Genomic DNA, 21,967 nt, shown 5'->3' on the forward strand with positions numbered 1-21,967 from the left:
GTGTAATCTTTTTATATATATTAATAATTAATAAAATTAAATAGGGGTTAAATATGGTATTGTTAGAAAGGTTATCTAGTAATAACTTTGAGAATTTTAAAACTTTAAATTTAGAGAGATTTAGCAAAGAAAACTATGATAAAAACTTTTTTGAATACTATGAAAATGAAAAGTTTTTTTTGAAGGTTTTTTTAAAAAAGTTTGTTAAGTTATTTACTTATAATAAAACTGTTATAGGATTTATTTGGTATGAAGTTCCAGTTGAAATTCCAGTGCGTGTATGGTCATTATATATTAAACCTGAATATTTAAATTTAATATCATCTAAAACTTTAAGTAGTTTTAATAATACTGTTCTATCTTATGAAACTTTAGATGATGAAATTGCTAATGAAACGCTTTTAAGATTAGGATTTAAAAAAGTAAGACCCTCAATTTTAATGAATATGGATTTAAGTAATTATAGCAAAGAAAAAGAGGTAAATAGTTTAATAACTTCATTAAAATATAATAATGAATTATTACAAAAATTAAATCTATTATATAATGCTAATATGAAAGAAATAAAAATATCTATAGAAAAAGTAGCTTTAAAAAAAGACGAAGAACTCCGTTGTAAATTACAAAATTCTATTTTTTCCTCTTCTACTAGAATTCCTTTAGAAATTGAAGATATAGAAAGTGATATTGAACAAGATTATTATATCGAAGACTTATCATTATTTATTAAAGTTAATAATATATCTATTGGATATGGTCAAATAATTTATAATAAGGATATGTATACTGTTGTTAATTTTGGAATACTAAAAGATTTTAGAGGATATGGATTTGGTAAAATTCTATTAAACTATTTAATTAAAAAAGCTAAAGATAGTAAAATTGATAAACTATTTATACGAGTTGAAGAAAGTAATTATAAGGCTTTAAAATTATATAATTGGATTGGCTTTTCTCCAAAAACCATAATTAATATTTGGGAAAGATAAATTTTCTAAAATATTAATTTTTTTCTAAAATATTATTATAATATTATAATGTAAATAGTTATTATAAGAAGGGTGAAAGATAGTAGTAATGAGTGTAAATTTGATTGATATAACTAAAACTAAAGATATTATTGAAATAATAAAAGGATTTAGGATGAAACTTAGCCTTAATGATGATGATTTTAAAAAAGAGTTTTGGGATAGATGTGTAGAAATAATGTCTGAGGATGAAGACAAGGCAATACAGTTTATAAAGGATAATTATAATTCTGAATATAGAAATTATATTGAAGAAATATTTGAATCTTATTGTGAAGAAAGTAAATCAAAGAAATTTGTAATGGAAATGTGGGATTTTTTTTAAAATACTAATGAGGAATTTTATAAGGATACACTTGAATTAACTGCTTTTTATAATGATTGGGATGAAGAAGAGTGGCTTGATATTCCATAATGTAAAGGAATCTGTTATTTAATAATAGATTCCTTTATTTTGTTTAAAATTAGAAACAAAATAAAATTAATGATAAAATATTATTATTACTAATAAAGTAAATTCTGGAGGTAAATATAAATAATTCTTTATATAGCCTATGTTTTGTAATATAATTATAAAGAGGTGAAAAATAAGGGAGAAAATAAAAGAGCTAATCAAGATAATAGATTTACTTGAAAAGCTCGTCATAAAATTAATATCGCTTATCGGCTGGATACTGATATTAATAGCGATATTAAAATAAAACCTTGGGGTTAGGGTAAAACCTAACTCCTTATAAAAATAATAACAGAATTATCCTTCAATTTCAATATGATAAAATTATACAAAGAATTAGCATTAAAAATCTTTTGTAAATCTATGTTTTCGAATTTCTGTGTATTGTATCTTCATGTAACTATCATGATATAATATTTCTTTTTCCATTATCCTAAAACCTTACTTAATTTATGTTAAATTTATTATAACATAATCTTGTTTAATATGTATAATAATTTATAATAATAAAAAGCTAAGATTTATTTCTTAGCTTTTTATTTTACTATAGAAGGTTATATATTTTCTTTTAATATTTACTATTTATTTATATAATAATTTTATGCTATAATACATTAAGAATTTATATAATACATAAATAACAATGGAGGAAAGATTAATGTCGAAAGAATTTGATTATACATTATTAGATAATATGAAGGAACAAGATAATAGAGAAGAAAAACACTTCTATATTCATACGTATGGTTGCCAAATGAATGAAGAAGATTCAGAAAAACTATCTGGAATGCTAAAAAGACTTGGATATACAAGAACTGAAGATAAAAATGAAGCGGAAATAATATTATTCAATACATGTTGTGTAAGAGAAAATGCTGAAAACAAAGTATTTGGTAACTTAGGACAATTAAAAAAATTAAAAGAGAAAAATCCAAATTTAATAATTGGGATATGTGGATGCATGATGCAACAAGAAGGAATGGCAGATAAAATATTGAAGCAATTCCCATATGTTAATATTATTTTTGGAACCCATAATGCCTATAAATTCCCTGAATATTTAAATAGAGTGAGAACAGAAGGTGTTCAAATAAAAGAAATATTTAATAAAGAAGAGGAAATTGTTGAAGGATTACCAATAGATAGACAAAGTGATGTAAAGGCTTTTGTAACTATTATGTATGGATGTAATAATTTTTGTACTTATTGTATAGTTCCTTTTGTAAGAGGAAGAGAAAGATCTAGAAAACCAGAAGATATAATAAACGAAATTAAAGATTTAGTTTCAAATGGATATAAAGAAATCACTTTATTAGGACAAAATGTTAATTCTTATGGTAAGGGATTAGAAAATGAAGTTTCATTTGCTAAGCTTTTAAGAATGATAAATGAAATTGAAGGTCTAGAAAGAGTTAGATTTATGACTTCTCATCCAAAGGATTTAAATGATGATGTTATTAATGCAGTAAAAGAATGTGATAAGTTATGTGAACAAATCCACTTACCAGTTCAAAGTGGATCTGATAGAATTTTAAAGAAAATGAACAGACATTATACAAGAGAATACTACATGTCTTTAGTAAATAAAATCAAAAAGGAAATACCTGATGTTGCTATAACAACAGATATAATTGTTGGTTTTCCTGGAGAAACAGAAGAAGATTTCTTAGACACTTTAAATTTAGTAAAAGAAGTTCAATATGATTCAGCTTTCACTTTTATATATTCTAGAAGAAATAATACGCCAGCTGATATGATGTTAGATCAAGTTTCTGAAGAAGATAAACATCACAGATTTAATAGATTAGTTGAAGTTTTAAATAATTCTGTTATAGCTAAAAATAAAGCTTACGAAGGAAAAGTTGTTGAAGTGTTAGTTGAAGGTACTAGTAAAAATGACGAAAGTAAACTTTCTGGAAGAACTAGAAATGGTAGATTAGTTAATTTCTCTGGAGAAAACATTAATATTGGAGATATAGTTAATGTTAAAGTTACTAAAGCACAAAGTTTTTCTTTATTAGGTGAAGCTATAAAATAATTTTTAGGATAATTTCTATATAGAAATTATCCTTTTTATTTTTGTTTATTATTATATTTTTTTTTGATATAATGAATTTAAATTTGCTATTTTTATAATATTTATTTAATTTTATTAATTAAAAAACTAAGATTATTTCTTAGTTTTAATATTTTTTAATAGTAAAAAAATAATAAACAAATATATAATTCTAAATATTTAAATTATATATAAATTTAAAATACAAATGAGGTGATTAACATGGGACTTACTCCAATGATGAGCCAATATATGAATATAAAAGAAAAATATCAAGATTGTATACTTTTTTATAGATTAGGCGATTTTTATGAAATGTTTTTTGAAGATGCAAAAACTGCATCTAAAGAATTAGAATTAGTTTTAACAGGTCGAGAATGTGGACTTACAGAAAAAGCTCCTATGTGTGGAATTCCTTTTCATGCTGCTTCTAATTATATTTCTAAATTAGTATCAAAAGGATTTAAAGTTGCTATATGTGAACAAGTTGAAGATGCATCTCAAAGCAAAGGAATTGTTAAGAGAGATGTAATTAAAGTTATTACTCCAGGAACGTTTTCTGAATCGTTAGGAGAAGATGAATATAAAAATACATATATAATGGCTATATATAATCAAGATGGATACTATGGAGTTGCATCATCTGATATTTCCACAGGTGAATTTAAAACTACATTTTTTAAAGAATTAAAGACAACTCTTTTAGATGAAGTTTCTAAAATTTCACCTAAAGAAGTTATTATAGATATTAATTTTGATGAGGAATTAATAAGTGATATTTATAATATAAGCAATGCATTGATAACAAAAAAAGATATAATTACTTTTAATTGTACTGACGATGAACTTATAAATCAATTTGGTGAAGTAGAAGTTACAGGCTTGGATTTAAGAAGTAAAGTAGCCTCTTCAGTATTATTAAAATATATATTAGACACACAAAAAATGAGTCTTTCTAATATAAATACTCTTCAAACTTATGACATAGTTAATTATATGACTATAGATAGTAGTTCTAGAAGGAATTTAGAGTTAACTGAAAACCTTAAAGAAAAATCAAAAAAAGGTAGTTTAATTTGGGTTTTAGATAAAACATCTACTACAATGGGTGGTAGAACATTAAGAAAGTGGATAGAAGAACCTTTAATTAATATAAATGAAATTAATAATAGATTAAACTCTGTAAATGAATTATTTAATAATATTTATTTTACAGAGGAATTAAGAGAATCTTTAAAAGACATATATGACATTGAAAGAATAGTTGGTAAAATTGCTAATAAAAATGTAAATGCAAAAGATCTAGTATCTTTAAATATATCTTTGAAAAAACTACCTGAAATAAAAGAAAAGTTATCTTTATTTAAATCAGATTTATTAAATAGATGGTTTAAAAATTTAGATACATTAGAAGATATAAGTGTCTTACTTTCAAATGCATTAATAGAAGATCCGGCAACTTCTATTAAGGAAGGAAATATAATAAGGATTGGTTACTCTAATAAGGTAGATGAACTTAGAGAAGCAAAATCAAATGGAAAACAGTGGATAGCTTCATTAGAAAGTAAAGAAAGAGAATTTACCGGGATAAAATCATTAAAAATAGGATATAATAAAGTTTTTGGATATTATATAGAAATATCTAAAGCTAATTATAATTTAATTCCAGAAGGAAGATATATAAGAAAGCAAACTTTAGCAAATGCTGAACGTTATATTACAGAAGAACTTAAAGTTGTAGAAGAAAAAATTCTTGGAGCCGATGAACGTTTAATGGCACTTGAATATGAATTGTTTATAGAATTAAGGGATAAAGTAGAAAAGCAAATTCCTAGATTAAAAAATAGTGCAAATATAATTTCATCCTTAGATGTCCTTACAACCTTAGCTAAAGTTGCTATAGATAATGATTATATTAAACCTAGTATAAATAATGAAGGAATAATAGATATAGAAGATGGTAGACATCCTATAGTAGAAAAGGTAATAGGTAATGGAGAATTTATATCTAATAATACTTTTATAAATAAAAATGATAATAGATTACTTTTAATAACAGGTCCTAATATGGCTGGTAAATCAACTTATATGAGGCAAGTTGCATTAATTACTCTTATGGCACAAATAGGTTCTTTTGTACCTGCTAAAAAAGCTAATATATCTGTTTGTGATAAAATTTTTACAAGAATAGGTGCTTCAGATGATTTAGCAGGTGGGAAGTCAACGTTTATGGTTGAAATGTGGGAAGTATCTAATATATTAAAAAATGCAACTCCTAATAGTTTAGTCTTATTAGATGAAGTTGGAAGAGGTACATCAACTTATGATGGTTTAAGTATTGCATGGTCTGTTATAGAATATATATCTAAAAATATTAACTTAAAATGCAAAACATTATTTGCTACTCATTATCATGAATTAACTAAATTAGAAGGAATAATTCCTGGAATTAAGAATTATTCAGTTGCAGTTAAAGAAACTGAAGATCAAGTTATATTTTTAAGAAAAATAATTGAAGGTGGAGCAGATCAATCTTATGGTATTGAAGTTGCTAAACTTGCTGGCTTACCATTAGAAGTAATAGAAAGAGCTAAACAAATTTTATATAAATTAGAAAATGAAAAATCAATAGAGATAGATAAGTTATTTAATAATAAAAAAGATGAAAATTTAAATAATAAAAAAGAAGCGGCTTTAGATTTAGATAAAGACGATTCTTTTGAAGAAATATATATAAATAATATTAAAGAAGAAAATAAAGTTAATATTGTTAAAGAAAATAATGAGCCACTACAAATAGATTTTTCTATGATTGAAAAAGAAGATCTATTACTTAGAATTTCAAATATAGAAGTTATGAATATGACTCCTTTAGATTCAATGAATACTTTATTTAAAATAGTACAAGAAGCAAAGAAATTAAAATAGGAGGTTTCTATGAATCGAATTAACATATTAGATGAACACACATCCAATAAAATAGCTGCTGGAGAAGTAGTAGAACGTCCTTCATCTGTAGTTAAGGAGCTTGTAGAAAATTCCATAGATGCTAATTCTAAAAATATAACAATTGAAATAGAAGATGGTGGAACATCACTTATAAGAGTTATAGATGATGGTATAGGAATTCATAATTTAGATATAGAAAAAGCTTTTTTGCCACATGCTACGTCTAAAATAAAAACAGTTGAAGATATATATTCTATAAACACTTTAGGATTTAGGGGAGAGGCTTTACCCTCTATAGCCTCCGTATCTAAATTAACCTTTAAAAGTAAGCCTTATGGATGTGATTTTGGTAAAGAAATAATATTAGAGGGTGGAGAAAAGATATCATTAAGCGATATTGGAATGAATAATGGTTCTTTAATTGAAGTTAAGGATTTATTCTTTAATGTTCCTGCAAGAAGAAAATTTTTAAAATCTAACTCAAGAGAAGGAAGCTTAATAAGTGATATTGTTTTAAGAATAGCTTTGTCTAATCCAAATGTATCTTTCAAATTATTTAATAATGGGAAAAAGATATTGCACACATATGGTGATGGTAATTTAAATAATGTTATAAGAAATATCTACGGTAAAAGTATATCTGAAAATGTACTAAATTTTAATTTTGAAAGCGAAACTTTAAAAATTTATGGTTATATAGGAAAAGAAATAATAGCTAAGAGATCTAGGAATAATGAAAGTATATTCGTTAATAATAGATATATAAAAAATAAAACAATTGTAGCAGCAGTAGAAAATGCATTTAAATCATTTTCTACTGTTAACAAATTTCCGTTCTTTGTGATTTTTATAGATTTATTACCTGATTCTATAGATGTTAATATACATCCTACAAAAGCTGAAATAAAGTTTAAAGATGAAAGATTTATTTATAAAAAAGTATTTGATATAATACATGAAACTTTAAAAGAAGATATATTTAATTCATTTTCAATAGAAAACAAACCAGTAAATAAGGAAATTATTGAAGAAATTAAGTTAGATTTAGATATAGAAAATACTATTAATAAAGAAAGTGCTATTTCTAATAATAAATTTGAACATTCTATAAATGATATATATAAGAATATTACAATACAAGATGTTACTGTAGAAGAGGATTTATATAATAAATTAAAAGAAACTAATAGAAATAATAATTCTGAATCATTAAATAATGAAACTGTACATGAAAATAATAATATTAATTATTTTATTAAAGATAACAAATCAACTTCCTCTTCAAACTCTGTGATAAATGATGATAATTTACAAGGCTCAAAAATAAACTCTGCTAAGTTTCCTGATTTACGTGTTATTGGTCAATTTAGTAAGACTTATATATTAGCTGAATATTTAGATACACTATATATAATAGATCAACATGCTGCACATGAAAAAATAATTTATGAAAAATATATTAAAGATATAGAAAGCAATGATATTATAGTTCAGCAATTATTAATTCCTTGTATAATAGATTTATCTTTAGACGATTATGAATGTTATAAAGAAAATATATCTATATTTACTAATGCTGGATTTATTATAGATGAATTTGGCGGTAACACCATTGCAATAAAAGAAGTTCCTTACTTTTTAGGTAAATTAGATACTAAAAACTTTTTATTAAGCATAATTGATAATTTGAAAAATTTAGGTGGTGGTAAAACTACAGAAGTTAAATTAAATAAAATTGCTACTATTGCATGTAAAGCTGCAGTTAAAGCTAATGATTACTTAACTCAAATTGAAATGGAAAAACTTATTTCAGATTTAAGATATATAGATAATCCTTTTAATTGTCCACATGGAAGACCTATAATAATTAAATTTACGGAATATGAATTAAATAAAAGATTTAGAAGAATAATATAGAAAGGTTTATAATATGAAAAATAAAATACTAGTTTTAACAGGCCCAACTGCAGTAGGAAAGACAGCCTTATCTATAGAATTAGCTAAAAAACTAAATGGAGAAATAGTTTCTACTGATTCTATGCAGATATATAAATATATGGATATAGGATCGGCAAAAATACCATATGATGAAATGAACGGTATAAAACATCATATGATAGATATAATAACACCTGATAAACCATTTTCAGTTGTAGATTTTAAAAATATTGCTGAACCAATAATTGATAATTTATTAATTAATAATAAATTACCAATTCTAACTGGAGGGACAGGACTTTATATAAATTCACTAACTTGTAATATGAATTTTACAGAAGCATCAAGTGATGAAGAATATAGAAAGAGTTTAGAAAAACTTGCTATATCTAAAGGAGATTCTTATATTCATGAAATGCTGAAAGATATTGATCCCATAAGCTATAATTCAATACATCCTAATAATAGAAAAAGAGTAATAAGAGCATTAGAAGTATTTAAAATAACTAATAAACCATTTAGCTCCTTTAATTCTAGTAAAGATTTTTATAAAAGCAAATATGATGTTCATTACTATGTATTAGATATGAATAGAGAAAAGCTTTATGATAGAATAAATAAACGTGTAGATATTATGTTTGAAAATGGACTTTTAGAAGAGTGTATTAAATTAAAAGAAAATGGGTATAATTCATCTATGCAATCTATGCAAGGAATAGGATATAAAGAATTACTTTTATATCTTGATAATTTAATAACTTTAAATGAAGCTATAGAAATGATAAAGCAAGGCTCTAGAAATTATGCAAAACGTCAATTAACTTGGTTTAGAAAAGATCCAAGGGCTAAATTCTTAAATAAAGATTTATTATCAGATAATGAAATAATTAAGATAATATTAGATGATTTAAATAGGTAATTTTAATTGTTTAATTTAGCTATTTCAGTTATGGAGGTATTTATTGTGAATAAACAAAGTAATAATATTCAAGATATTTTCTTAAACAATGCAAGAAAAAATAAAACTTTAGTTTCCATTTATTTAATTAATGGATTTCACCTAAAAGGACTTGTTAAAGGCTTTGATAATTTTACTGTTATTTTAGATTGTGAAGGTAAACAAATGTTAGTGTATAAACATTCAATAACAACAATAAATCCATCTAAACCTCTTCCTTTTTTAGATAATGAGAATTTTTAAGAACTGTTTTTAACAGTTCTTTTCTTATATATAATTATAATAAAAATACTTTATATTTTCACAATAATTATATATAATTTATTATGAAAATATAAATAATGGAGGAGTTTTAATGTTAAAAGAAACAGAAAAGTTAATGATAGAATATTATAATATAAAACCATATGTATTTGAATTATATAAAAAAGCGTTGCTTGATGTTGAAGAACAGTTCAAAATATATGATGAGATAAGGGAATATAATCAACTTAAAATTCTTAATGCTTTCCAAGAAGAAAAAATAAGTGATATGCATTTTACAAATTCATCAGGATATGGATATGATGATATAGGTAGAGATACTTTAGATAAAGTTTATGCAAGAATATTTAATACTGAAAGTGCTTTGGTTAGACCTCATTTTGTAAATGGAACCCATGCTATTGGTTGTGCATTAATTGGAAACTTAAAAACAGGAGATACAATGCTATGTATTACAGGTACTCCTTATGATACATTACATAATATAATTGGAATAAATGGTAAAGAAAATATAGGATCTTTAAGAGATTACGGGATTAATTATAAACAAGTAGATTTAAAAAATAATACTTTTGATACTGAAAAAATTATAAAAATAATAAAGGAAGATCCTACAATTAAATTAGTACATATTCAACGAAGTACAGGATACGGATGGAGAAAATCATTTTTAGTTTCTGAAATAGGTGAGATAATTTCAAAAATAAAAGAAGTTAAAAATGATATTTGTATTTTTGTAGACAATTGCTATGGAGAATTAATAGATAAAATTGAACCTACAGACGTAGGAGCAGATTTAGTTGCTGGATCACTTATAAAAAATCTTGGTGGTGGTATTGCACCAACAGGAGGGTATATAGCCGGTAAAGAAAAATATGTAAATAATGCAGCTTATAGATTAACAACCCCTGGAATAGGAGGAGAATGCGGATCGACCTTTGGAGTAATGAGGCAATTGTATCAGGGTTTGTTCTTAGCTCCACATATAGTTATGGAAGCACTTAAAGGGGCAGTATTTTGTTCCAGAATAATGGAACTTTCAGGCTTTGAAGTTTTACCTAAATATACAGATAAAAGAAGTGATATTATTCAAGCTATTAAATTCAATAATAAAGAAAATTTAATTAAATTCTGTAAGGGGATTCAAAAGGGTTCTCCAATAGATTCTTATGTTGAATGTGAACCATGGGCTATGCCTGGATATACTGATGAAGTTATAATGGCAGCTGGTGCATTTATTCAAGGTTCATCTATCGAATTATCTGCTGATGCTCCTATAAGAGAACCATATATAGCATATTTACAGGGTGGATTAACATTTGATCATGCTAAAATAGGAATTTTAATTTCATTAAATAATATAATTTAAAAATAAAAAAAGAACTTATAAATTTTATAAGTTCTTTTTTTATTAATAAGATCTAAATAATCCAACTAATCTACCTAAAAGTTTACAATTATTAACTATAATTGCTTCCATATTATCATTTTCCGGCTGTAATCTTATATGATTTTTTTCTTTATAAAATCTTTTAATAGTAGCTTCATTTTCTATTAATACAACAACTATTTCACCGTTTTTTGCTGTTTTACATTTTTCTATTATCGCTAAATCTCCATCAAAAATTCCTGCATTAATCATGCTGTCTCCGCTTATATTTAGTATAAATAATTCTTGATTATGACTTATATAATCAAGGGGAATAGGGAATACATCTTCTATATTTTCATTAGCTAATATTGGTAAACCTGCAGTTACTTTTCCTATTATAGGAACATTTATTATTTCTTTTTTTATAGAATCATCTTTTATTTCTAATGCCCTTGGTTTAGTTGGATCTCTTTTTATTAACCCTTTACTTTCTAAACGTTTAAGATGACCATGAACTGATGATGTAGATTTTAATCCTACAGCTTCACAAATTTCTCTTACAGAAGGAGGGTATCCTTTATTATCGGTGTAAGTTTTTAAAAATTCGTATATTTCATTTTGCTTATCTCTTACTTGACGCATTTTCAACACCTCACTTAATTTAGGTATATTATAACACATAGATATTACAATATCAAACTTACGTTCTTTTTCTATCAATTATTTTATTATATTATTGAAATATAATAAAATAATTGATAGAATTATAAAGTTAATAAAGCAAGGTGGTGATTTTATGACTTATAAAAATATAGAAGATGATTATTGTGATTTATTCTCAAAAAAAATTTGTGATAATTGTGGAAAATGCTTAGAAGAAGAGGGAATTGATATTAGGGCAATTAATATTGAAGATATAGCTAAAACTGTAGAAGAAAATGAATTTATTGAAGAAGAACTTAAAAATGCCATGGACTTAATCAAAGAAGAAAAAGAAAATATTTATGAAGAAGATGAAATTTTGCTAGAAAATCATGAAAATATTTTAAATAATGATGATTATATTGATGCTTTTGATAATATTGTTTACTTTGATGAGCTAGGAGTAGAGGATTATACAGATTTAGAAGACTTAACAGAAGAAATTTATCCTGGTATAAGAAAAATTAAGAAATAAAAGTTATTTAAATTAAAAGAAACTCTTGTTATTATTGAGTTTCTTTTAATTTTTTTAGATATTTTTATTAATTTATCAATATATTTAAATTTATATGCTTTTTCCTAACAAGAACATTTGTTCTTAGTAGAATTATTTTTTTAAATTAGCTAGAGGATTTGAATTAGCAGCCTCTCTTAAAATATCTTCATCAACATGAGTATAAATTTGTGTAGTAGATATATTTTCGTGACCTAATATATTTTGTAAACTTCTAATATCAACATTTCCATGTTTATACATAAGTGTAGCAGCAGTATGTCTAAGTTTGTGAGGAGTATATTTATCCTTTGTTAATCCAGCATTTTTAATATGTTTTTTTACTAATAACTCAACAGTTCTTTTATTAATTGGAGTGTTCCTAGATGATAAAAATAAATATTTTTTATTTTCATCACTAGCTTTAGAATCATTTCTATTTGAAATATAATTATTTATAGCTTCTAAACATGCATTATTTAAATAAACTGTACGTTCTTTATTTCCTTTTCCTATTATAGTTAAAGTATCACCTTTTATTTTATCTATTTTTATAGAACATAACTCTGATAAACGCAATCCACAATTAAGGAACAAAGTTAAAATACAATAATCTCTCAAGTAATTGCAATTAGAACTATCAAGAGATGAAAGAAGTGAAATACTTTCGTCTAAAGTAAGATATATTGGGTGACGTTTATTTATTTTAGGAGATTCTAATTCTGCTGCTGGATTACAATTAATTATTTTTGCTTTTACGTATAAATAATTAAAAAATGATTTAAAAGTAGCTACCTTTCTTGCTCTTGCATAAGCTCCATTTGATCTTTGTTTTTCTACAAAAGATAAAAAGCTATAAAGATCTGTTAAAATAATACTTTTTACAAATTCTTCTCCTAAATCATTAATAGGTATTTCTTCAAATTCTACGTCGTCTGGAATATAATAACCTTTATATACTTTTAAATATTTAAAAAGCAAACATAAATCTATTTTATAAGCTTCAATTGTATTTGTTGATTTACCTTTAATAGTTTCTAAATAGTTAAAAAAATCTATAATAACCTTAGGAAGAGAATTTACTTCTTGAATATCGATTCCAAATCTATTTTTTATATTAGTTTTATCATTTTTAATAATTGAAGTTATATTAATTTTAGTTTTTGTATTTTCTATTCTATCCATAAAGATCTCCTTTTATATTATAATATTTAATATTAGTATATCATAAGAAATTTAAATCAACAATTAATTTCGCTAAATAATCATTTAGCGAAATTTTTATAAGCTTTTAATAGCATTTTTATTTATTATAAAATTATAAAACTAGTTTTAAATTTTTATTTAAAGTATTATAATGAATAAAGTATAAATTTTGAAATATTCATAATAATAAAGCTTCACAACAAATACCTATTGTATAAAATTTTAAATTCAAACTTTTTATTAAAACTAGTAAATGTATATGTTTTTGTAATATAAAATTTAAATTTAATTACAGAGCGTCTTCAGTATCAACAGTACAATCAGCCCTAAATACATCACCATCAGCCCACGCTACACTAGGCATACACGATAACGATACCATACTAGCTAGAAATAAACCTAAATACCTTCTAGCTTTCTTAACCATACCTATAACCTCCTTTATTAAATTTTAAAAGAACATATAAGCTATACAGTAATCTATAATTTAAAAGTAAATCTACCAAATAAAGACACTATATAAGCCCACAAATACAATAAACACATCTAAAGTCATATACCCCCATTCCCTAATAAAGAAAGCTATGTAACAAAAAAGAGAGTACCTAAACGATACTCTCTATATTTAAATAACATATATAAATATTCTAGCTATTTCTTAGCACCACAACCACTACAAGTATGCCCCGTAGTAACAGTTTCTACCCATGCCGCCTTATCAACTATCCATTTCTTTTCTACTACTGCTGGATGGTTAATTGTATTAGTCCCAACTTGAACTTGCTGATAATCCCCATGAAAACTACCACAAGCCATATTTCCCGCTAAAGCTTGGTCTTCTATATGACCCCAAGGGTCAGAAGTTATATCCGCTCCACAACCATTACATATTAAAACTTCTTTTTCTTCATATATAGGCACAGACTCTGTCCAAGCCTCCTTAACAACTACATCTTCCCAATGACCTACCTCATCATGTTTAACCTGCTGTAACAGCTACCCAATTATGAACATGCTCAGGCTTAGGAGTTTCAACAGGCTTACTAGGCTCTTGAGGTTTAGGAGTTTCAACAGGCTTACTAGGTTCTTGTGGCTTAGGCGTTTCAACTGGTTTATTTTGAGTAGGCTTATTTTGAACTGGATTATTCTCTACAGGCTTACTCTCAGAAGGTCTAACAGCAGTACCCCCATTGTTTGAATTACTAGAATTATTATTTCCACTACCTACATTATCATCCTTAATATAATCACTAGGATTAACTACAGGAATATCTTCCTCATCAATTATTATAATAGGTACTATATTACCATTCTTATCTAAAATATGACCTTCCGGAATCTCTATATCTTCAGCTACATTTTCTTTAAACTCAATTTCCTCTTCATTATTTTCATTTGTATCAATAGCTTTTACTGGAATACTAGCAACTTCATTATTAACAATATCTTTTTCGCCTTCTTTACTACTCTTCTCTACTATTATATCGTCATTAGAAGATATTAATCCCTGCATAACATAAGCTCCTGCACAAACACTAGTTAGTAGAGCAATTACCCCCCGTTACCATTATTTTACTTTTGTTTTTACTTTCTCTCAACAATTTCATAACCTTTTCTTTTACCATAAAAAAATCCCCTCTTTTTTTATTTTTCAATTTCTAATATTTTAATAACTAAATCAGCTTTTAACAATTCTGATTTAGAAAATCCCTTTCTAAAGTATCGTATTTGTTTATATTTATCTCCATTCATTTCAAAATCAAGAATATCAATACGATCACCACTATATATTATCGGTTCTTTTTGCCCTTTAATATTAACTTTAATTTTCATCATTTGCTCCTTATGTAAACACTTTATGATTTTAGTATACAACATAATTTTAAAAAAATAAAGAGAAGAGGAAAATTTTTTCAATATTTTTCCTCTTCTCTTTATGTAAGATATAATATTTTTATTTTTTAAAAATTCCAAAAGGTCTTCCAACTGGTATAAATACTCTTCCAAAATGCTTATTCAATACTGCAGCTGCTGAACCATAGAACGACATTATTGCAATTAATAACTCTGACCATGCAGCTAATTTATGTGAAACTTCTGGTACTATACCAAAAGAGTTTAATGATAATCCTATAAATAAGAAATCAATTAAAACAAATATTATAAATAATACTTTATGAGTTTCCATAGCTCCTATTGTCATAAATAAAGTGAATATTAAATAACCTAAGAAAGCAAATCCTAATTGTTTAGTATCTGTAGCTTGAGCTAATTTTTCTCCAAAAACTCCATTTTGAATTAACCATGTAAATCCCATTGAATACCAAAAGAATGCATATGCTCCAAACGCTGTAGCTCCAAAAGTATTATCATGCTTAAAATCATTTATACATGCAAATAATTGAGCTGTAGCTCCTAAGAATATTGCCCATGGTAAAACTAAAGATACTCCTGATGTTAATCCTAACTTTTGAGATGAAGCAACTAATGTTATTAGAGCTAGTCCAAATAATCCTAATGCTGACGGATCAGCAGTAACAATCTTTACCTTTTGTGTGTTTTCCATATTTTCCTCCTAAATAACGTTTATTATGACCTAATCAAGATTATCAGAAACTTAATATATTGTCAATATTTTATGATTTATTGCTATTATATTCCTCTATCTTTTTAGCTATCCCTTCTAAATATTCCTGACGTTCATACTTTAATAGTAATTCTTCTTCTAAATTTAATTTTTCTTGATCTAATTGATTTAACAATCCATAATTACTTGAATTTTTATTCATTTCCTCTTCTATTTCACATATTTTCATTTCTATAACTTCAATATCATTATAAATAGTTTCAAATTCTTTTTGCTCCTTAAATGAAAACTTTGGTCTTTCATCCTTATTTTTAATATATTCTTTTTTCTTAATATTTTCTATTTTAAAATCTTGCTCCATTTTTTCTTTTAAAAACTTTATTTCTTTATTTATTAAATAATCACTATAATTTCCATTATAAATATTAATTAATCCATTATCTTCAAAAGAAAAAATCTTATTACATATTCTATCTAAAAAATATCTATCATGGGAAACAACTATTACAACACCCACAAATTCATCAATAAAATCTTCTAAAATTTTTAAAGTTTCTATATCAAGATCATTTGTTGGTTCATCTAATATAAGAACATTAGGAGCAGACATTAAAACTCTTAATAAATGCAATCTTCTTCTTTCACCACCTGATAATTTTTCAATCATAGTATATTGCATTGTTCCATCAAATAAAAATCTTTCAGCCAATTGAGATGCACTTATTTTATTTCCATCTTCAGTAGGTATCCACTCTCCACCATCTTTTATATAATCTATAGCCTTCATAGATAAATCCATGCTAGAATCATCTTGTGCAAAGGTAGATATTTTAACAGTATCTCCAATTTCTATATAACCATTATCAGGATTTATCGAACCTTTTATTATATTTAATAATGTAGTTTTCCCTACTCCATTATGCCCTATTATCCCAATTCTATCCTCTTTTAAAATATTATAATTAAAGTTATTTATAAGATTTTTTTCACTATAGCTTTTACTTATATTATGTAATTCTATTATTTTCTTTCCTAATCTAGTTCCTATAAATTGCATTTCTATACCTTGATTTGGTGATATATATTCTTGGTTAACTAAATCCTCAAACCTTTGAAGTCTAGCTTTTTGTTTTGTAGTTCTTGCCTTAGCTCCTCTTTTAACCCATTTTAACTCTTTTATAATTAACTTTTGCCTCTTCTCCTCAGCTTTAGATTCTACATCTAATCTTTCAGCTTTCTTTTCTAAAAACTCACTATAGTTACCTAAATATTGATATATATTCCCTCTATCTAATTCTAATATCTTATTAGATACTCTGTCTAAGAAATATCTATCATGCGTAATCATTAATAAAGCTCCCTTACGACTGTTTAAATATTCTTCTAACCATTCAATAGAATTTGAATCTAAATGATTTGTAGGTTCATCTAAAACTAATAACTCACAAGGTTTAATTAAGGCAGAAGCTAAAAATACTCTTTTTCTTTGACCACCAGATAAGCGTCCCATTTTAGCAGAATAATCTGTTATTCCTAGCTTATTTAATATTGTTTTTACTTCACTTTCCAAGTTCCATAAATTTAAAGTATCTATCTTTTCTTGAATCTTAATTAATTTATTATTATCCTCTTCATTAAAATCATTATTACTTATCTTTTTTATAAGCTCTTCATACTCCATTAACAATTTCATTTCAATAGAATTACTTTTAAATATTTGTTGAATTACAGTTGCATCAGAATCAAATTTAGAATTTTGTTCTAAATACTCTATCCTTACCCCTTTCCCTTTAGTTATCTTCCCGTCAAAAAATTCATCTACTCCAGTAATTATTTTTAATAAAGTAGACTTTCCACTTCCATTAAGTCCAATAATCCCAATTTTATCTCCTTCATTGATACCAAAAGATACATTATGTAATAATACTTTTTCACTATAAGTTTTATAAATATTTTCAACATTTAATAAATTCATTTTCTTCTCCTTTACTTTTGTAAGATTTGATTAATTAATTTTATCATATATTATTAATTCAATTCAAATTTACTTAAAAATTAATGACATCTATAATAGATGTCATTAAAATTAATTTATTCATTTAATACCTTGTGTATTCTTTGAATTTCTTCATTTTTATTTAACCACCAATTTCTATACCAAACAAAAATAATTTTATATCCTAAATTAATTAAATTTATTATTTTAATCAACTCATTACAATCAAAAAAATCATTATTATTTAAATATATAATTTTATTTTCAAAGCTTCCAGGTTCAAAATATATAATTGAAATATCATCTTCCTTTTGAAAAACTGCATACCCTAAATTATTAAGCATCTTATATATGCTTTTATCTAAATTTTCACTACAATTCTTATTGTTAATCCTACTATTATATAATTTATTAGTTAAATCTGATTCATCAACTATCAAATCAAATATCTCATCTAACTTTTCTCTATTTTCCATATATTCTTTTTTATCTATAATCATTATTGGAAAAAGGTTCAATAAAAAATTTATATTAACTTTACTATATCTTTCATTAATTAAACTATCAACATCTAATTTATTTAAATCTATATTATTTTTATTAATAAATAAATTAATTTCTTTATTTCTAATTCCTGTTAAAACCTTTAATAAAATATTATAATAAGACTTTAATGATTCATTTAATCTATATATTTTTTCATATATTTTATTATAAGAATTTATTACACCACCTTCATTATTCTCTATGAGTTCTATCCTTCTATAACAATAATACTTAGGTATAAATTTTAATAAATCTTTTAAATCATTTTTATTACTTAAATTTTCGTAAACATAATTTAAAATTTCTCTTTGGGTATCATTTAATATTTTTATTTTATCTTCTACTTCTAAATAATCCCTATATATAACTAAAGTTTCTTTTATATATTTTATATAATTATACAATTCATCTTCATTTATAATTTTATTATTTATTTCTTCTAAAACATTTTCTTTATAAACCCTATTTAAAAAAGAAAATGATTGGGAGAACATAGTTAAATTCTCTATATTCTCTATAAACTGATTATATATTATTTTTTCCTTCTCATTATATTCTTCATATAACATGTTTTTATTACTTATCATATCTTTATATTTTTTAATTCCAATACATTTATACCATTTAAAGCTTTCAGCTTTATTAATAATATCCTTATTATGTTCATAATTAATATTTTTAACTAATTCGTTAATTTCATCATTAGTATAATTCTTGTAATAAAAATTTCCACTTTTAAAGTCGCGTGTATATTCATTAAAATAAATAGGTGGTATAAAAGCAAAAGTATTGTTTAAAATAGTGCTTAATTTATTTATAATAATATCAATATCTTTTCTATCAATATTATTTTTTATTATTTTGAATTTTTTATTGTTTTGAAATTTATTATATTTAATAAAACAATTTACATAATTATTCTTTATCAATTTATCCACTTCTAAAATTATATTTAAGCTATTATCTTCTAAAAATAATGGAGATTTACTTAATATAGAATAATACTCAAATTCTTTATCCTTAAATTCAATACTTTTATCGGTAATTAAGTATAAATCATTTAATGAGTAATTTTTATTCTTTGTGTTAAATACAGAAAATGTTTTTATAATATTTTTTGTATCATTATTTATTTGTCTTCTTAAAACCTTAATTTTTTTAATATCTAATTCATCATTATATTCTTCTTTAATATTATCAATAGTTTCAAGAAAAATATTTTCATCAAATTTATTTATAATAAAATCATTAAAATATTCAATGAAATCATGAAGTTTACTATCATTTTTTATTATTAAAATTTTATTTCTATTTATTAAGTTTTCGATAATATCATCAAAAGCTTTATTATTTAACATAAATTTATAAATACTATTCATTACACTATTCTCCTTATATTATTTATTAATATAAGATATGAGTTTTATTAGGTTTACATTACAATTAAGATTTTTAATTTAATATAAAAGCTCGTTTTAAGCGTAAAATTTACGCCTAAAACGAGCTTTATTAATAACTAAACATTAATTTCACTTTTTATATTTAAAGCATCTTTATTGTCATTTATAATAGGATTAACATACTCTTCTATAAATTCAACAACTTGACTTGGAGCTCTTCCTATAAATTTATTTGGATTTATAATAGATTTAATTTCATCTTCACTTAAATTAAAATAATCATCAGAAATAATTCTGTCAATTAAATCATTATTTAATCCTTCACCTTTAACTCTTTGTGCTGCATCCATTGAATGTACTCTCACTCTTTCATGTAATTCCTGTCTATCTCCACCTTTTTTAACTGATTCCATAATTATATTTTCAGTAGCCATAAACGGTAATTCATTATTAACATGACTAGCAATTACTTTTTCGTATACAACCATATTTTCTGATATATTAATATATAAATTTAATACTCCATCTAAGGCTAAAAATGATTCTGCAACTGATATTCTCTTATTAGCAGAATCATCAAGAGTTCTTTCAAACCATTGAGTTGAAGCCGTTATTGCAGGATTTAGCGAATTTACAATTACCATTCTTGCTAAAGCTCCCATTCTTTCGCTTCTCATAGGATTTCTCTTATATGCCATTGCTGAAGATCCTATTTGATGTTTTTCAAATGGTTCCTCCATTTCTTTCATACTTTGTAATAACCTTAAATCATTACTAAACTTATAAGCACTTTGAGCTATTTCTGATAATGTATTTAATACTATTGAATCAACTTTTCTAGGATAAGTTTGCCCAGTAACTCCATAGCTTTTATCAAATCCCATTTTCTTAGCAACATATGTATCTAAAGCTTTAACTTTACTTTCATCATCCTCAAATAAGTTCATAAAACTAGCTTGTGTTCCTGTTGTTCCTTTTACTCCCCTTAATTTAAGCTTTGATAATAAAAAGTCTATATTTTCTACATCTAATACTAGGTCTTGCATCCATAAAGATGCTCTTTTACCAACTGTAGTTAATTGTGCTGGTTGAAAATGTGTAAACCCTAAGGTAGGCATATCTTTATATTTAATAGCAAAATTAGAAAGATGATATAATACTGTTATTATTTTTTTCTTTATTAATAATAAAGCATCTCTCATTATTATTATATCTGTATTATCTCCAACATAACAACTAGTAGCCCCTAAATGTATTATTCCCTTTGCATTAGGACATTGTAATCCATATGCATAAACGTGGCTCATAACATCATGTCTTACTTCTTTTTCTCTTTTTATTGCTTCTTCATAATTTATATTATCTATATTAGATTTTAATTCACTTATTTGCTCATCTGTAATATTTAATCCTAATTCCTTTTCTCCTTCAGCTAAAGCTAACCAAAGCTTTCTCCAAGTAGAAAACTTCATATCATCTGAAAATATATAACTCATTTCCTTTGATGCATATCTTGAATTTAATGGGGAATTATATATATTTGTCATTTTAATACCTCCGAATATTTTTTATAATTAACATAACATAATTCGTATTATATCATATTTTTATTTATTTTGTTAGTTATATTTAAAAAAAATTTTTCATATTATTTTATATGAATAGTATAAATATGGAGGATTTAAAATGTGTAAATTAAACTTTTTTGACAAATTATCTGCTGTTCTTGTTTTACTTGGTGCAATTAATTGTGGTGCTATAGGTCTTTTCACTACTAATGTTATAGCATCTTTAGTAGGTAATAATGTTATCATATTTAGAGTGATATATATATTAATATTAATAGGTGCTATTGATTTAATTTCCCTTATATTTAGATGTGATATATTAAAAAATTGATAAAACTTTAGGTAGTGAAAATCTTGAGGAAAAGTGAAACTTATATCTTTAGATATATACTCAAGAACTCCTCGCCTTTAGGCTTTGGAGTTTAAATACATAAAAATATAACTAAAATA

The 21,967-nt window shown here is 24.4% G+C and carries 19 protein-coding genes; 10 read left to right on the forward strand and 9 right to left on the reverse strand.

The window, feature by feature from the left end; translation table 11 throughout:
- Positions 1-53: 53 nt before the first annotated feature.
- The 8 genes from QZ321_RS01580 (at position 54) to QZ321_RS01615 (ending at position 11,016) form a co-directional block, all read left to right on the forward strand.
- The gene (locus QZ321_RS01580; protein WP_291750167.1) at positions 54-989 is read left to right on the forward strand and encodes a GNAT family N-acetyltransferase; all 936 of its coding nucleotides are present in this window, start codon (positions 54-56) and stop codon (positions 987-989) included.
- Between the two features lie 88 nt (positions 990-1,077).
- A complete protein-coding gene (locus tag QZ321_RS01585; RefSeq protein ID WP_294196034.1) occupies positions 1,078-1,353 on the forward strand; it encodes a hypothetical protein in 276 nt (91 codons plus the stop codon).
- An 823-nt stretch (positions 1,354-2,176) separates the two neighbouring features.
- Positions 2,177-3,520, forward strand: a complete 1,344-nt coding sequence (miaB, locus tag QZ321_RS01590; protein ID WP_294196316.1) for a tRNA (N6-isopentenyl adenosine(37)-C2)-methylthiotransferase MiaB — start codon at positions 2,177-2,179, stop codon at positions 3,518-3,520.
- A gap of 240 nt (positions 3,521-3,760) precedes the next feature.
- Positions 3,761-6,466, forward strand: a complete 2,706-nt coding sequence (mutS, locus tag QZ321_RS01595; protein ID WP_291749281.1) for a DNA mismatch repair protein MutS — start codon at positions 3,761-3,763, stop codon at positions 6,464-6,466.
- Positions 6,467-6,475: 9 nt separating this feature from the next.
- Entirely contained in the window at positions 6,476-8,404 is a 1,929-nt protein-coding gene (gene mutL / locus QZ321_RS01600) for a DNA mismatch repair endonuclease MutL (protein ID WP_291749278.1), read from the forward strand.
- A 13-nt stretch (positions 8,405-8,417) separates the two neighbouring features.
- Complete coding sequence (miaA, locus tag QZ321_RS01605) at positions 8,418-9,344, forward strand: tRNA (adenosine(37)-N6)-dimethylallyltransferase MiaA (protein WP_291749275.1); 927 nt, start codon at positions 8,418-8,420, stop codon at positions 9,342-9,344.
- A 45-nt stretch (positions 9,345-9,389) separates the two neighbouring features.
- Positions 9,390-9,626, forward strand: coding sequence for an RNA chaperone Hfq (hfq, locus tag QZ321_RS01610; RefSeq protein ID WP_291749273.1), 237 nt, complete (start codon positions 9,390-9,392; stop codon positions 9,624-9,626).
- Between the two features lie 112 nt (positions 9,627-9,738).
- The gene (locus tag QZ321_RS01615) at positions 9,739-11,016 is read left to right on the forward strand and encodes a methionine gamma-lyase family protein (protein WP_291749270.1); all 1,278 of its coding nucleotides are present in this window, start codon (positions 9,739-9,741) and stop codon (positions 11,014-11,016) included.
- Positions 11,017-11,058: 42 nt separating this feature from the next.
- Here the strand turns inward: QZ321_RS01615 and lexA are convergent, their stop codons facing one another.
- The gene (gene lexA / locus QZ321_RS01620; protein WP_291741118.1) at positions 11,059-11,661 is read right to left on the reverse strand and encodes a transcriptional repressor LexA; all 603 of its coding nucleotides are present in this window, start codon (positions 11,659-11,661) and stop codon (positions 11,059-11,061) included.
- A 154-nt stretch (positions 11,662-11,815) separates the two neighbouring features.
- Between lexA and QZ321_RS01625 the strand changes: the two genes are divergently transcribed.
- A complete protein-coding gene (locus QZ321_RS01625) occupies positions 11,816-12,196 on the forward strand; it encodes a hypothetical protein (protein ID WP_291741119.1) in 381 nt (126 codons plus the stop codon).
- A 132-nt stretch (positions 12,197-12,328) separates the two neighbouring features.
- Here QZ321_RS01625 and QZ321_RS01630 read toward each other — a convergent pair whose 3' ends face one another.
- The 8 genes from QZ321_RS01630 to purB all read right to left on the reverse strand — a co-directional run bounded on the left by QZ321_RS01630 (position 12,329) and on the right by purB (position 21,496).
- On the reverse strand, positions 12,329-13,399 hold the full coding sequence (locus QZ321_RS01630) for a tyrosine recombinase XerC (protein WP_291749267.1): 1,071 nt from the start codon (positions 13,397-13,399) through the stop codon (positions 12,329-12,331).
- A 672-nt stretch (positions 13,400-14,071) separates the two neighbouring features.
- Positions 14,072-14,341 (reverse strand): hypothetical protein, encoded by a 270-nt coding sequence (locus QZ321_RS01635; protein ID WP_291749265.1) that lies wholly within the window; start codon positions 14,339-14,341, stop codon positions 14,072-14,074.
- Positions 14,342-14,399: 58 nt separating this feature from the next.
- Complete coding sequence (locus tag QZ321_RS01640; RefSeq protein ID WP_291749263.1) at positions 14,400-14,933, reverse strand: hypothetical protein; 534 nt, start codon at positions 14,931-14,933, stop codon at positions 14,400-14,402.
- A gap of 131 nt (positions 14,934-15,064) precedes the next feature.
- Positions 15,065-15,253, reverse strand: a complete 189-nt coding sequence (locus tag QZ321_RS01645; RefSeq protein WP_291749261.1) for a hypothetical protein — start codon at positions 15,251-15,253, stop codon at positions 15,065-15,067.
- Positions 15,254-15,374: 121 nt separating this feature from the next.
- Positions 15,375-15,986 carry an acetate uptake transporter gene (locus QZ321_RS01650; RefSeq protein WP_291743975.1) on the reverse strand — a complete coding sequence of 204 codons (612 nt, stop codon included), beginning with the start codon at positions 15,984-15,986 and terminating at the stop codon, positions 15,375-15,377.
- 70 nt (positions 15,987-16,056) lie between these two features.
- Entirely contained in the window at positions 16,057-17,982 is a 1,926-nt protein-coding gene (locus QZ321_RS01655; RefSeq protein WP_291749258.1) for an ABC-F family ATP-binding cassette domain-containing protein, read from the reverse strand.
- 116 nt (positions 17,983-18,098) lie between these two features.
- A complete protein-coding gene (locus tag QZ321_RS01660; RefSeq protein ID WP_291749255.1) occupies positions 18,099-19,928 on the reverse strand; it encodes a hypothetical protein in 1,830 nt (609 codons plus the stop codon).
- Positions 19,929-20,065: 137 nt separating this feature from the next.
- The gene (purB, locus tag QZ321_RS01665; RefSeq protein ID WP_291749253.1) at positions 20,066-21,496 is read right to left on the reverse strand and encodes an adenylosuccinate lyase; all 1,431 of its coding nucleotides are present in this window, start codon (positions 21,494-21,496) and stop codon (positions 20,066-20,068) included.
- Between the two features lie 139 nt (positions 21,497-21,635).
- Here purB and QZ321_RS01670 point away from each other — a divergent pair, with 139 nt between their 5' ends.
- Positions 21,636-21,848 (forward strand): DUF378 domain-containing protein, encoded by a 213-nt coding sequence (locus QZ321_RS01670; RefSeq protein WP_291749250.1) that lies wholly within the window; start codon positions 21,636-21,638, stop codon positions 21,846-21,848.
- Positions 21,849-21,967 lie beyond the last annotated feature (119 nt).

The organism is uncultured Clostridium sp. (assembly GCF_910588715.1).
Taxonomy (GTDB): Bacteria; Bacillota; Clostridia; order Clostridiales; family Clostridiaceae; genus Clostridium.